This window comes from Thiomicrolovo immobilis (assembly GCF_039645955.1).
Classification (GTDB): domain Bacteria; phylum Campylobacterota; class Campylobacteria; order Campylobacterales; family Sulfurimonadaceae; genus Thiomicrolovo; species Thiomicrolovo diazotrophicus.
On the sequence record NZ_CP147916.1, the window covers coordinates 649616 to 663589 of the forward strand.

At 58.3% G+C, this 13974-nt stretch carries 11 protein-coding genes; 5 read left to right on the top strand and 6 right to left on the bottom strand.

Features of this window, described 5'->3' with window-relative positions; translation table 11 throughout:
- The first annotated feature begins 87 nt into the window (after positions 1 to 87).
- Genes WCX72_RS03335 through WCX72_RS03345 form a run of 3 tightly spaced genes read left to right on the top strand, consistent with a single transcriptional unit; the run spans position 88 to position 6902 of the window.
- Entirely contained in the window at positions 88 to 3459 is a 3372-nt protein-coding gene (locus WCX72_RS03335) for a transglutaminase family protein (protein WP_345970890.1), read from the top strand.
- Entirely contained in the window at positions 3460 to 5952 is a 2493-nt protein-coding gene (locus WCX72_RS03340) for a circularly permuted type 2 ATP-grasp protein (RefSeq protein WP_345970891.1), read from the top strand.
- Between the two features lie 2 nt (positions 5953 to 5954).
- Positions 5955 to 6902 (top strand): transglutaminase family protein, encoded by a 948-nt coding sequence (locus WCX72_RS03345; protein WP_345970892.1) that lies wholly within the window; start codon positions 5955 to 5957, stop codon positions 6900 to 6902.
- A gap of 16 nt (positions 6903 to 6918) precedes the next feature.
- On the opposite strand, the gene WCX72_RS03350 is transcribed toward WCX72_RS03345, so the two are convergent.
- The 6 genes from WCX72_RS03350 to WCX72_RS03375 form a co-directional block, all read right to left on the bottom strand.
- On the bottom strand, positions 6919 to 7851 hold the full coding sequence (locus WCX72_RS03350; protein ID WP_231020433.1) for a M14 family metallopeptidase: 933 nt from the start codon (positions 7849 to 7851) through the stop codon (positions 6919 to 6921).
- Entirely contained in the window at positions 7838 to 8794 is a 957-nt protein-coding gene (locus WCX72_RS03355) for a M14 family metallopeptidase (protein ID WP_231020434.1), read from the bottom strand. The genes WCX72_RS03350 and WCX72_RS03355 overlap by 14 nt, the downstream gene beginning before the upstream one ends.
- 2 nt (positions 8795 to 8796) lie before the next feature.
- Positions 8797 to 9453: an alpha-E domain-containing protein gene (locus tag WCX72_RS03360; protein WP_231020435.1), complete on the bottom strand. Its 657-nt coding sequence runs from the start codon at positions 9451 to 9453 to the stop codon at positions 8797 to 8799.
- Between the two features lies 1 nt (position 9454).
- A complete protein-coding gene (locus WCX72_RS03365) occupies positions 9455 to 10729 on the bottom strand; it encodes a circularly permuted type 2 ATP-grasp protein (protein WP_345970893.1) in 1275 nt (424 codons plus the stop codon).
- A gap of 355 nt (positions 10730 to 11084) precedes the next feature.
- Positions 11085 to 11906, bottom strand: a complete 822-nt coding sequence (locus WCX72_RS03370; RefSeq protein ID WP_345970894.1) for an alpha-E domain-containing protein — start codon at positions 11904 to 11906, stop codon at positions 11085 to 11087.
- A gap of 245 nt (positions 11907 to 12151) precedes the next feature.
- The gene (locus tag WCX72_RS03375) at positions 12152 to 13003 is read right to left on the bottom strand and encodes a DMT family transporter (RefSeq protein ID WP_345970895.1); all 852 of its coding nucleotides are present in this window, start codon (positions 13001 to 13003) and stop codon (positions 12152 to 12154) included.
- A 185-nt stretch (positions 13004 to 13188) separates the two neighbouring features.
- On the opposite strand from WCX72_RS03375, the gene WCX72_RS03380 reads away from it, so the two are divergent.
- Together WCX72_RS03380 and WCX72_RS03385 are read left to right on the top strand one after the other, a co-directional pair.
- Positions 13189 to 13584, top strand: coding sequence for a hypothetical protein (locus WCX72_RS03380; RefSeq protein WP_345970896.1), 396 nt, complete (start codon positions 13189 to 13191; stop codon positions 13582 to 13584).
- Complete coding sequence (locus tag WCX72_RS03385) at positions 13581 to 13892, top strand: hypothetical protein (protein ID WP_345970897.1); 312 nt, start codon at positions 13581 to 13583, stop codon at positions 13890 to 13892. The genes WCX72_RS03380 and WCX72_RS03385 overlap by 4 nt, the downstream gene beginning before the upstream one ends.
- Positions 13893 to 13974: the final 82 nt, after the last annotated feature.

Below are 13974 nucleotides of genomic sequence, written 5' to 3' on the forward strand. Positions count from 1 at the left end.
TGGGTGAAAAATAGGCGCGGTTTTCCCGAAGTTGAATCGAGAAAAGTATATAATGCAGCAATATTCTGAGGACGCACAAGGAAAACCATGGCGCTCAAAGTCGTAATCTCCCACAAAACCGCTTACCAGTATGACCGTTACGTGTCGCTTTCGCCGCATACCATTCGTTTGCGCCCCGCGCCGCACAGCCGGACGCCGATCGAGGCGTACTCGCTCAAGATCAAGCCGGAGAACCACTTTATCAACTGGCAGCAGGACCCCTTCGGCAACTACCTCGCCCGTATCGTTTTCCCGGAAAAGACGAAGGAGATGAGCATCGACGTCGAGATCATCGCCGACCTGATCACCATCAACCCTTTCGATTTCTTCGTCGACGAGTACGCGCAGGACTTCCCGTTCAAGTACAAGCCGGCGCTGAAAAAGGAGCTGCTGCCCTACCTGGAGATTACGGACAAAGGCAAAAAGCTCAAGACGTTCATGGAGTCGCTCGACCTGAAGACGAAACGCAATATAAACGACTTCCTCGTCTACCTCAACACGGAGATCCACAAGTACCTCGACTATACGATCCGGCTCGATCCGGGCGTGCAGACCTGCGAAGTGACCCTGGGCAACAAACTCGGCAGCTGCCGCGATTACGCCTGGCTCTTCGTGCAGGTACTGCGCCACTTGGGACTCGCGGCGCGTTTCGTCTCCGGCTACCTCGTCCAGCTCACCGCCGACGTCAAATCCCTCGACGGCCCGAGCGGCCCGGAAGCGGACTTTACGGACCTGCATGCCTGGACGGAGGTCTACGTCCCGGGGGCGGGGTGGATCGGCCTCGACGCTACCAGCGGCCTTTTTGCCGGGGAGGGGCATATCCCGCTGGCGTGTACGCCCCATTACGACAGCGCCCATGCCATCGACGGGGCGACGGACAAATGCGAGACGGAGTTCGATTACTCCAATACCGTCACGCGGATCTTCGAATCGCCCCGCGTCACCAAGCCCTACCGCGACGAACAGTGGGAGGCGATCTACAACCTCGGGTTCGAGGTCGACAGGGAGCTCGAAGCCAACGACGTGCGTCTCTCGATGGGGGGCGAGCCTACTTTCGTCTCCATCGACGACATGGAGTCCGAGCAGTGGAACACCGAAGCCGACGGCGAACACAAGCGCGAACGCGCAGACGTCCTTGCGCACCGGCTGCTGGGGACCTTCGGCAAAGGCGGGATGCTGCACTACGCCCAGGGGAAATGGTACCCGGGCGAACCGCTGCCGCGCTGGCAGAAATCGGTCATCTGGCGCAAGGACGGCAAGCCGATCTGGCGCAACCCGAACCTTTTTGCCGACATGAACGCGACCTACAGCTATACGACCGAAGATGCGCAGCGTTTTATGGAGCTGCTGTCGCTGACGCTGGGCGTGAGCGACAAGAACATTGTCGAAGCCTATGAAGACCCCGTCTACTACGTCGTCAAAGAGGCCGAGCTTCCCATCGACGTCGATCCGGCGAAGTTCGACCTGGATGACCCGCTCGAGCGCCGTACCCTGGCGCAGCTGCTGCAGCAGGGGTTGGCCAACCCGGTCGGCTATGTGCTGCCGCTGGGCTACGGCCAGACCCGCTGGATCACCTCGGCATGGGAGTTCCGCCGCGGGAAACTCTTTCTCAGTGCGGGGAACTCGCCGCTGGGCCTGCGGATGCCGCTGGAGTCGCTGATGGCCAAACCCCATGTGGAGCTGGCGCAGAACTTCGAACCCGACCTTTTTGCAGAGTCCCCGGCACTGGGGGATTACCTTGACGATGCGCGGGCACGCTGCGAAGCGGCGACCCCGGAAACGACGGAGGCGAACCGTTACGACGCCTTCGTGCGGACGGCGATCAGTACAGAAGTGCGCGACGGCAAACTCTATATTTTCCTGCCGCCGCTCAACCACACCGAGGCTTTCCTGGACCTCATGGCCTCCATCGAGGCGGTCGCGGCGAAGCTCAATGTCAAAGTCGTCCTCGAGGGGTACGAACCGGCCCATGATAACCGCATCGAGCGCATCAAAGTGACCCCGGACCCGGGTGTCATCGAGGTCAACATCCATCCGGCGAAGAACTGGAGCGAACTGACCGAAACAATGCTGGGTCTTTATGAAGACGCGCGCCAGTCCCGCCTGGGGACGGAGAAGTTCATGGTCGACGGCAAGCATACGGGTACGGGCGGGGGGAACCACGTCACGATCGGGGCGATGACGCCGCACGACAGCCCGCTGCTGCGCCGCCCGGAACTGCTGCGAAGCCTTATCACCTTCTGGCAGCACCACCCCTCCCTGAGTTACCTCTTCTCCGGTGCTTTCATCGGCCCGACCTCCCAGGCGCCGCGCGTCGACGAAGGGCGCGCGGAGAACCTCTACGAACTGGAGATCGCCTTTGCGCAGATCCCCGAAAACGGAGAGGTGCCCTACTGGCTCACCGACAGGCTCTTTCGCCATATGCTCACCGATATCACCGGCAATACCCACCGTTCCGAGTTCTGTATCGACAAGCTCTACTCGCCCGATTCAAGCACCGGGCGGTTGGGGATCCTGGAACTGCGCGGTTTCGACATGCCGCCGCATTCGCAGATGGCCCTGATGCAGATGCTGCTGGTGCGTACCCTGGTCTCGCTCTTCTGGCGAAAGCCCTACCGCCACAAGCTGGTGCGGTGGGGGACCCAGCTGCACGACAAGTTCCTGCTGGAACACTACGTCAAGGAGGATATCGCGGATATCGTCCGCTTCCTCAATTCCGAGGGGTATCCCTTCGAGCTGGACTGGTTCGATCCCTTCTTCGAGTTCCGCTTCCCGCTTTACGGCATGGCGACGGTGGAGAATGTCCATCTCGAACTGCGCGCGGCCATCGAACCGTGGAACGTCCTGGGAGAAGAGAGCGGATCGCAGGGGACATCGCGCTATGTCGATTCGTCGCTGGAACGGGTCCAGGTGAAGATCAACAACTTCGTGCCGGAGCGCTATGTACTCACCTGTAACGGGGTCGCGGTGCCGTTGAACCCGACGGGCGTCGAGGGCGAGTTCGTCGCCGGGGTCAAGTACAAAGCGTGGGAGCCGTGGTCGGCGCTGCACCCGACGATCGGGGTCGACACCCCGCTCACGTTCGATGTCGTCGATCGCTGGAACCAGCGCTCCATCGGCGGGATGACCTACTACGTCTCCCACCCGGGCGGCCGCAGCTACGACACCTTCCCCGTCAACAGCTACGAGGCGGAGTCGCGCCGTATCAACCGTTTCTGGGGCTTCAATCATACCCAGGGCAGTGTCGATGAGGTGCCGACCCATGTGGTCGAACAGGCGCTGCCGGCAGGGGAGCGGGAAGTGACGCGCAAAGTGGCCGAGAAGCACGCCGGCGACAAGGTCTTTGTCTTCCAGGAGCTGCCGCGCAGCGCCGAGTATCCCCATACGCTGGACCTTAGACGGAAATGGACACGGGTGTAAATGGGGATTTTCGACCGCTATTTTTCCGAAAGCTCCTTTGACGAGATGGTCGATGCGCAGCGGCAGTGCCGCCCGCATTGGCAAGCGATCTACGACCAGATCGAGGCGACCGGCATCGAGGGGCTGAAAGCCAAACAGGCCGAGCTGGACTGGAGCCTCGAAGAGAACGGCGTCACCTACAACGTCTACGACGCCCCCGACGGAATCACCAAACGGCGCTGGACGCTCGATCCCATCCCCTTCGTCGTCACCCAGACGGAGTGGGACGGCGTCGTCAAGGGGCTGCGTCAGCGCGCGAAGCTTTTCGACCTGATGCTGCGCGACCTTTACGGCGACCAGCTTCTGCTGCGGCAGGGGATCCTGCCCGCCGAAGTCGTCTACGCCCACAAAGGGTACGCGGCGGAGATGTTTGGTTTCGGGCACAAAATGGATTTCGAACTCTTCTTCTACGCAACGGACATGGCGCGGGGACCCGATGGCAAGTTCTGGATCGTCAATGACCGGATCCAGGCCCCGTCGGGCCTCGGTTACGCCGTCGAGAACCGCCTGAGCATGAACATCATCGCCAAATCGCTCTATCCGGGGGTGCATACCCGCCGGCTCGCGGGCTTCATCGAAGAGATGAAATCGATGATCGACCGTCTCAGCGGGGGGGACCGCTCCAAGGCGGCCCTGCTGACGCCGGGGCCGCACAACGAAACCTATTTCGAGCACGCCTATCTCAGCTCCCTGCTGGAGATCAGCCTGGTGCAGGGCGAGGATATGCTGGCCAAGGACGGGGCGCTGTGGCTGAAAAACCTGAGCGGCCTCACAAGGATCAACACCCTGCTGCGCCGCGTGGACGACCGCTACTGCGATCCGCTGGAGCTGAAAAACGATTCGCACCTGGGCGTGGCGGGCCTGGTCGACGCGGCGCGCCGGGAGAACCTGGCGATGATCAACCCCATCGGCAGCGGTATCCTCGAGAACCTCGGCTTCAACCCCTTTATGAAGAACATTGCGAAGTTCTTCCTCGACGAAGAGCTGATCCTGCCGCAGATCGCCACCTGGTGGTGCGGGCAGCCCGGCGAACTCGAATACGTTCTCGAAAACCTCGAAGGGCTTATTGTCAAGCACATCGACCGCACGGAGAGCGCCAAGGTCTATTTCGGACGGAAGATGGACGCAGCGGAGCTCGATGCGCTGAGGGCGCAGCTGAAGGCGGCGCCGCACCTCTACGTGGCACAGGAGGAGATCGGCTTCTCCACCGTACCCTATTTTACCGGGGAGTCCGTCGAACCGCGCAACGCCGTTATCCGCTCCTATGCCTTCAAGCGCGGCAGCCAATACTGGGTGATGAACGGCGGGCTCGTGCGCGTCGCCTCGCAAAAAGACGCCTTCTTGATCTCCTCGCAAAAAGGGGGCACCAGCAAGGACCTCTGGATCGTCGGCGAAGATGAGGAGCGCGCGCCGAGCAACCCCTTCAAACAGCTGCCGTGCATCGACGCCTCCATCGACCAGATCCCGACCCGCAGGGCAGAGAACCTCTTCTGGCTGGGGCGTTACCTCTCGCGTGCCATTATCACGACGCGCCTCATCCGCTACACGGTCAAGCGCCTTATCAACGTCTACCGCGACGAGTCGAACACCGCCGGGGAGTCGCAGCACCAGCTGCTGCGCGCCATTACCCACATGACGATGACCTATCCGGGATTCCTGGACAAGAAAAAGGCCGACAAGCTCCTGGAGAACCCGATGAAAGAGATCGTCTCCGTCCTCAAAGAGCAGAACCGGTCCGGGTCGCTCTCCTTTACCCTGGCGATGCTTTCGGGTTCGAACGTCAGCATCAAGAACCTGCTGGGCATCGAAGCGTGGAAACTCTTCGACAAACTCCAGTGGGAGTGGCAGAGCTTCTGCAGCGCCAATACCCGCATGAACCGCACCATCGTCAACGAGATGGACAAGCTGCATGTAAACCTGCTGGCGTACAAGGAGCTCGTCGAAGAGAGCATGTTCCGCGAGCAGGGGCTGGTACTGTACGACATCGGCTACCGGATCGAGAGCGTCCAGCTGCTGATCTCCAAGGCGCGCTCTCTGCTCTGCCCGCGCCAGGAGAAGGCCGAGGAGTACGAACTGCTCGAAGCGCTGCTCAACACCTGCGAAAGCTTCAACGCCTACCGCGCCCACTACCGTAGTGCCCTGCAGCTCGAGAACGTCATCGAGTTCCTGCTGCTCAATCCGCAGTACCCGAAATCGCTGACCTACCAGACCCAGAAACTGCTCTCGGACCTCAAAGACCTTCCAAAGTCCCGTACCCACCTTACCGAGTACGAAGCCCCGATATTCCAGGCCTATTCGCGCCTGAAGCTTGCGACGGCGCAGGCACTGCTGACCTATGAGGAGTCCGACGGCATTTACAAGGAGCTCGATGCACTGCTCTCGGAGCTTTCCGAGCTCTTTATGAAGGCTTCGGACGAGTTTTCGAAAACCTATTTTTCCCATTACGACGAGTGAGCATGATTTACGATATTTTCCACGAAACGGTCTTCCATTATCAGAGTCTGGTCACCTTCAGCCACAACATCGCGCGGCTGAAGCCCAAAGAGGGGCGGGAGCAGGAGCTGCTCTCCTTCCGGCTCGACGCGGAGCCGTACGCGTCGGAGATCCATGCCTTCGTCGACATGTTTGGCAATACGAACCACCATCTTCTGCTGCGAGAACCGCACACCTCCCTGACGGTGACGGGACATTCACGGGTGCGGCGCAAAATCCAAGAGGTGCACCGGGCGATCGAACGGCTTCGAAAAGGGGCCGTCTCCTATGAAAAAGCGCTGCAGCGCCTTTCGGGCTTCAATACGCGTGACATCGCCGCCAAGCAGTTCCTTTTCGCGTCGGAACTTGTGCCCGTCGATATCGCGCCGCTGCGCGACTACGCCCTGGAGTCTTTCCATCCGGATCGCAGCCTTTTCGAGGCGGGCGAAGAGCTGATGGGTCGCATCTTCGAAGACTTCGAGTTCAATCCCGCGTTCAGCGACCTGACGACCCCCGTGACGACGATCTTCGAAGAGAAAAAGGGGGTCTGCCAGGATTTCGCGCACCTGGCCCTCTCCGCGCTGCGCTCCATCGGGTTGCCGGCGCGCTACGTGAGCGGCTACATCGAGACCATCCCGCCCGAAGGCACGGAGAAGCTCTTCGGCGCGGACGCGTCGCACGCCTGGGTATCGCTCTACGTCCCCGGGAGCGGCTGGCTCGACCTCGACCCGACGAACAACATCATTCCCCTGGAGCAGCACATCGTCATGGGGCACGGACGGGACTACGACGATATCTCGCCGCTCAAAGGGGTGGTGCGGGGGAGCGGGCAGAGCCGGCTCAGCGTCCGCGTGGACGTCCGGCGTGCCACTGAGGAAGATGAAGAGACGGCACCCACCCAGATACAGTCACAGTCGCAATCGTCGAAGTAGCGCCGCCGCAACCGGCCTAATGGATCTTCGCGATGCGGTAGGCGACGGCATTCTCGAAGATCAGCGAGTGCATATAGATACAGGTGATCATGCCGTCGCAGGGGGCGAGGAAACGGTGGATGACCTCCCCTTCGAGTGAGTGGACGATCTTGCCGATCGTCTCATCCTTGGAGACCGTCGTCCCGGGTGTCTGCGTCGGGATAAAGATTCCGCTGCGGGGGCTTTTGATGACCTCGATGCGTTCGCGGGTCACGACGGTCGAGTTGTAGCCGTTGAATGCCTCGTAGCGGATGATGCCGCTGTGGCTGAGGAAGTTGATGAGGCTATCCATGATGACCCGGGCGGATTCGGGGTCGATCAGGGGTTCATGGGGGCAGACTACGGAACACGCCTTGGCCCCCCAGAGCTGCCAGTTGTACTGCAGCGACACCGTCTCGATCGATTCGGGTTCGCGGTGGTGAATGACCTTGAGCCCCAGCCAGCGGGCGCTTTTCACATCTTCGTATCCGGTCTTGAAGAGTTTGACGTAGGGCAGGCAGGTGGCGAGGTCGGTCCGCGTCTCCAGGATGATGCCGTAGTCGTAGTCCTGGACCGCTTCGAAGAGGCGGTGGGCGATGCGCTGCGTCGTTTCGCCCTCGTTGTAGCCCGGGAACATCATGTTGATGTCGGTCTTGTCCAGGGGCCAGAAACGTTCGTTGATGTTGAGGGCGTAGTGGTTGACGGAGGGGATGACGAGGATATTGCCCAGGATCTTTTCGCTTCCGAGTTTGTTGCGCAGGAAATCGACCAGCTTCGACGCGCTATACAGCGGCAGGGTCGTCGCCCCCTCCATGGCGCCGATAACGGCGACGCTGGGGGCATCGGGGTCGCTCCCTTCGAAGAGGTACCCCTCGACGACCATCGGCGCGCGGCTGAGGGACTCGAGTTTCAGGATCTCAATTTTTTTCATCGGGCTCTCCGAAAATCCGTGCGAGCAGGGACCCCTCGTAGACGACAGGGTATTCGCGCAGGGTGAACAAAACGCCGCCGTTGGGGGCATAGAGGGATTCGCGCACCGCCCCGCTGAGGGGGTCGACGATGTCGCCGATCCACTGTTCTTTTTCAATCACTTCGCAGTGGTCAAGGGCGGGGACAAAAAGACCGGCGGCGGGGGCGTTAATGTAAAACACCTCCCCGACCTCGGAGGTGAACGGCTCGCGGACCTTGAACTCCGTCGGGGTTTCGATGATCCCCTCTTGTTGCATCAGGTTCAGGATCCCCCGCAGCAGCTGCCGCCCGTAGGCCTTCGTCAACCGCATGCCCACCCCCATCTCGACGACAAGGGTTTTCGTCCCCCGTTCGTTCATCGTATGCGAAAAGGTCGCTTCGAGGACCGTGACGGCGTCGTGGATCCAGATGAAGTCGCAGTTGAGCTGTTTGGCCAGGGGAAGGGTCGTCTCCGAGAACGCCTTGTTGATCCGGATCTGCGGGATCTCGCGCAGGAAAATGTTGGAAGAGTGAATGTCGATGGCGATGTCGCTGCCTTCGACGTCCCCGGCCAGGGCATGCACCACCTGCGCGGGCAGGAAATCGTTGCGCGCCCCCGGGAAAGCGCGGTTGAGGTCGATCTCGTAAAGGGGGAAACCGCGGATAATGGTGTCGACTCCCAGGGAGTTGACGGCGGGGTAGATGTCGACGGTCCCGCGCAGCGCCTCGGGGTGCTCGCGCAGCCAGGCGGCCAGGAGGTAGATGACGAGCTGCCCTTCGAGCTCGTCGCCGTGTATCCCGCTGACAACGCTGATGCGCTTGGCATCCGGACGCACTGTTTCCGGTGCGAAACGGGCGCGCTGGATGCGCAGCGTCTCTCCCACCGGGAGCTCGGAAGAGAAGATTTCCGTAATTTCCGGGTTCATTTTCAGTAGACGACGAGCTCGTCGATGAGGGCGTTGATGGCGTCGAGGTTGGCCTCTTCGTCGGTTCTGGAAATGGCAAGTTTCGCATCGGGCGCGATCTTTTGCGCCGTCTGCAGAATGTTGTTGAGGTACTCGACCGGCTCCTTCCCGTCCTTGCCGTGACGGAGGTGGAGGTCGACCTTTTCGGTCAGTTTGCCCAGGCGGACGAAGTGGTCGCTTTTGCAGCGGATCAGGCCGCGGTTCATGCTGCCCCAGATTTCGTTGATCAGCGAGAGGGCGTCGTCGACGAAGCGGTAATCGACGAAGACGGCGCTTTTCGAGGCGTGGTCGAAAAGCTCGGCGAGGTGGATCGTCTCGCCGAAGGCGTCCGTATCGATATAGGCCCGGGAGATGATCGCGTTTTCGCGGGCGAAACGCATGATCTCCGCCAGGTTGGAGGGGTGGTCCCCGAAGATGGCGTTGTCTAGGAACTGGGAGGCGTTGGCGTAGTCGAGTTCGATCTCGAGGTGCTCGAAATAGCGCCTGCCGGCGTCCTTGTCCGTGTCGATGACGCAGTCGAAGATCTCGATGACGTCAACGAGGGTTGTTTCGACGCGCTGGAGGTGGCGTCCGAACCAGTAGAGATTGGTGGCGACGTTGGTGCTCAGAAGTTGATCCATCTTAGAGCTCCATGACCCATGTATCTTTGAACCCGCCGCCCTGGGACGAGTTGACGAGGTAGTTGCCCGCTTCCATCGCATAGCGTGTCAGCCCGCACTCCCAGACATTGACCTTCTCGCCCATGACGACATAGGCGCGGAAGTCCGCTTTGCGGGGACTCAGTTCCCCGTTGATGAGACACTCTTCGTCGTAGAACTCAACGAGCTCCTGGGCGATAAAACGGCGGGGGTTGGCCTCGATGATCGTCTTGAGGTCATCGAGCTGGATCTTGGACATGGCGTGCCCGAACATGACGCCGTATCCGCCGGCTTCCGCGACATCCTTGACAACGAGCTTGTCGATGTTGTCGAAGATGTATTTTTTGTCCTTTTCGAAATAGGGAAGGTAAGTCGGCGCGTTCTGCATGATGGGCTCTTCGTTCAGGTAGTATTTGATCATCTGCGGTACGAAGTAGTAGATCCCCTTGTCGTCCGCCACCCCGTTGCCGACGGCATTCATGATCGCCACGTTGCCCGCGAGGTAGGCTTCGATGATGCCGGGCACCCCGATGAGGCTTTCGGGGTTGAAAAACTTGGGGTCGAGAAAGTCGTCGTCAAGGCGGCGGTAGACCGCCCCGACGCGGATGCGCCGCCCGTCGTAGTTTTTAAAGTAGAGGACCTTGTTCTCCACGACCAGTTCGGCGGCGCGGACCAGTTCGGCCCCTATCTCTCCGGCGAGGTAGCTGTGTTCGTAGTAGGCGGAGTTGTAGCGCCCCGGGGTCAGGACGACGTTGATGCCGCCGGTATTGACGTAGTCCATCGCGTTGCGCAGATAGGAGGAGTACTGTTTGATCGGTTCGATCTTGAGCTCTTCGAAGAACTCCGGGTAGATCTTGCGGTAGGTGTCGCGGATGGAGAGGGGGTAGCTCGCCCCGCTGGGAACGCGCAGGTTGTCCTCAAGGATGACCCATTCGTCGTTCTTGGTATCTTTGACGAGGTCGATGCCGTTGATGTGCGTCCGGATCTTCTGCGACGGGGAGAAACCGACGAACTCCTTGAGGTACCCTTTGGCCTGGTGGATGAAGGTTTCGGGGATGATACCGTCCTTCACGATCTTCGCATCGGTATAGAGGTCTTCGAGGAAGAGGTTCAGCGCCGTGATGCGCTGCTCGAGGCCGCGCTGCATCTTGCCGAACTCCTCCTTGGAGATGATGCGGGGAATGACGTCGAAGGGGAGTGAACGCTCGATGAAATTGCCGTCTTTATAGAGATTGAAATTGACAGCAAACTTATCCATATAGCGCTGAAACTCTTCGACTTTCTGTCGATCCTGCCGGGAAAAAATCTCCCAGAACTTTTCGTGTAGTTTTCCGGTTTCTTCTATCAATGTATCTCCCTTGATGCTTTTATGCGAACATCACTCCGACCCGCGGGTTTCACGGTGCCAAAGGTGGTGTGGGTATAAAAGATCATATTGCATATTCTATGAGAAAATGCTTTTATTCTGTGCTTTTGTGGTTTTCATTTTTTCGTCAAAGCGCGGAGGGCTAGCCGCCCCGGTCCGTCGATTTGATGAACGCGGCTTTTTGCAGGGGGTTCGGCACCCCGTTTCGGGTGCGGTACGGGGCGCGGCGGGTCTGTTTTTCTCGCATCTACGCCACTACCAGGTTGTCGAAAAGGTCATTGATGGCATCGAGGTTGGCCTCGTCGTCATGTTCGTCGATGGGCATCTCCGCCTCCGGGGCGATCCGCCGTGCGGTGATGAGAATGTTGTGCAGGTAGACGACCGACTCGTTCCCGTTCTTGCCGTGGCGCAGGTGCAGGTCGACCTTTTCGGTCAGTTTGCCCAGGCGGATGAACTGGTCGCTTTTACGCCGCAGCAGGCCGCGGGCCATGATCCCCCAGATTTCGTTGATGAGCGAGAGCGCATCCCCGATGAAACGGTAATCGACCTTGGCATCGGTCTTGGCATAGGTGCCGAGGAGATTGTAGAGCCTGATTGTCTCCCCGAAGGCTTCTGCGTCGAGATAGGGACGGCAGATGATGGCGTTTTCCCGGGCGTTGCTCATAATGGCGGCGAGGTTGGCGGGGTGGTCGCCGAAGACGGCTTTTTGCAGGAAATCCTGCGCACTCTTGTACTCCAGCTCGATGTCCAGATGCTCGAAGTAGCGCGCGCCGGCCTCTTTGTCCGTGTCGATCACCCCGTTGAAGAGCTCCAGCACGTCGATCAGGGTCGTTTCGACGCGCTGGAGGTGGCGGCCGAACCAGTAGAGGTTGGTGGCGACGTAGGTGGTGAGCAACTGGTGTTTATGGCTGTGCTGGGGCCAGGTCTCCACAAACTTTATGCTCGGGTACTGCCGGTAGTCGGCATAGCCGTTAAGATAGTCTCTGAGCCGTTTAAATAGGGTGATGGCGTTGAATGTCCAGAGATGCTTTGGATCTCGGTCAACGGGGGGGACATGTACTGCGTTCATTGTGCGCCTCCTGCAGATACAGCGGGTCTGTCGGGCTCAAACACGTTTCGAGCATATATTTTGACCATTATAGAACGCGCGGCTGTACATGGGGTGATTTTTTTGATTAACTTTTAAACAGAGCAGGTTTTTTCAGGTGGAAATGAAAGTGAAATCCCGGAGAATACGCTGCTTTCTCATCCGAATGCATAAAAGGGCTTGTATCAAAAGCGCCCTGAAAGCCGGCGTCGGAAAAGCGACGGCGCCTACCGTTTGCGTGCGTTGATGAAGTAGACGGCGGCGGTGCTGACGGCACCTCCCGCCACGAGCCAGAAGGAGGGGCGTTCGCCCAGCAGCAGGAAGCTCGCCACCAGGGCGGTCAGCGGCACAAGGAACATATAGCTTCCGGCTTTGGCCGAGCCGATCTTGCCCGCCGCGACAAAGAAGATGGTCGAGGCCACCGTCTGCCCCATGATGGCCAGGAAGAGCAGCCCCGTCCAAAACGCCCCGTCCTGGTGCATCACCGTACCAAACCCCGCGGGCAGCGCCGGAACGAGCGTGATGGGCACGGCGAAAACGGCCAGCCAGAAGTTGAAGTGGATAGGCTCCATCTCCGCGTGCGACTGCTGCCCCAGCAGGGTGAGCACGGCCCACACCAGCGCACTGCCGATAAAGAAGACATTGCCGCTGTGCAGCAGGTCGGCGTGCCACACCTCCAGCATCAGCATCCCGCCGAACAGCCCCACTCCCAGACCGAGCAGCTGCGGCGGGGTGACCCGGGTACGGAAGACTGCGAGGGCGAGCAGGGCGGTGAGGATGGGGCTGGCCACGGTAATGATGACCCCGCCCGCCCCGGCGCTGCCCGTTTGCACACCCCAGAAGGCGAAGTACATAAACGCGACGTTGAGCGCGCCCGCCGCGACGGTGAAGCGGAGCGTCCTGCGGTTGAGACGCAGCGGCTTGCGCCGCCAGTAGAGGATGGGCAGGAAGGAAACCGCCATGATGGCAAAGCGCAAAAAGGTGACGGTCTCGACCGGGACGTCAGTATCGGTCACGACCTTGAGCGCGGGCCAGCCGATGCCCCACAACACCATCGCCAGTACGATCCAACCTGCCATTTTGCTTCCCTGCTGAAAATTTCGGGAATTATACTCCGATAATGGTGTGATGTGATATTTCAATGATTTCTATTTGCTACTTTGCTATCATGGCTTTGTAAGAAAATGCGTGATTTATCTTGATTCTCACGAGACAAACATTCATTTTCGTTTACGAATAAATCGTTGTCAAGAGAAGGAATGAAGTGTTTGAAACTGCATATTGCAAAGTTGAGTATCTGGAAAATAAGAATGCAGTATTTTGCCAATGGAAACAATTCTGTAATGCTGAGAATTATAGAAAACCATTAGAGTTTGGACTCGAACTTATCAATGAACATAATGCATCTACATGGATTACGGATACAACATTAGGTTTTGAAAGTGAGCCAGGAGACACGTTATGGTTAATTGAGACTTTTATGCCTAAAGCCATTGACAGTCCTTGTAAAAAAATAGCATTTATCATAGATGAAGATAGCCCTTTACAAGAAGAGATTGAACGGCAGTTAACAGCGCTATCACAATACTTCAACGTTCAAAAATTAGAAAGTATCGCTCACTTTAAAGCGTCAGACATGTCAATAAAAGGAATCCTGTGAAACTTTTGAGCAACTGTTTCTTGTCACTCTGTTTATTGTTGCTAAACGCAAATGCAAACGACAATGAAAATAAACCTCTTATTAATCTGATGATCATTGCTAAAGCAACTGGAATGTGTGGGACCATTAAACAGCTGACAGCTTTTCAAGAATCTACTAAAATGCCTGGCGGCGACGAATTTATTTTACGTTTTGTAAATACGGAAGCCGCAAGATTGGGGAAAACCGTACCTCAGTTTTTGAGTGAATGTCAGAGTTCAATAGAAATATATACAAAAACTATGCAATCGTTGGGTTTTGGAAATTAGTATATCTGACACAATCAAAAATCTACAACTAACTTTTGAGCGCACATTTTAAATGTAGACTTCCAAGAAAAAAAGGAGACAA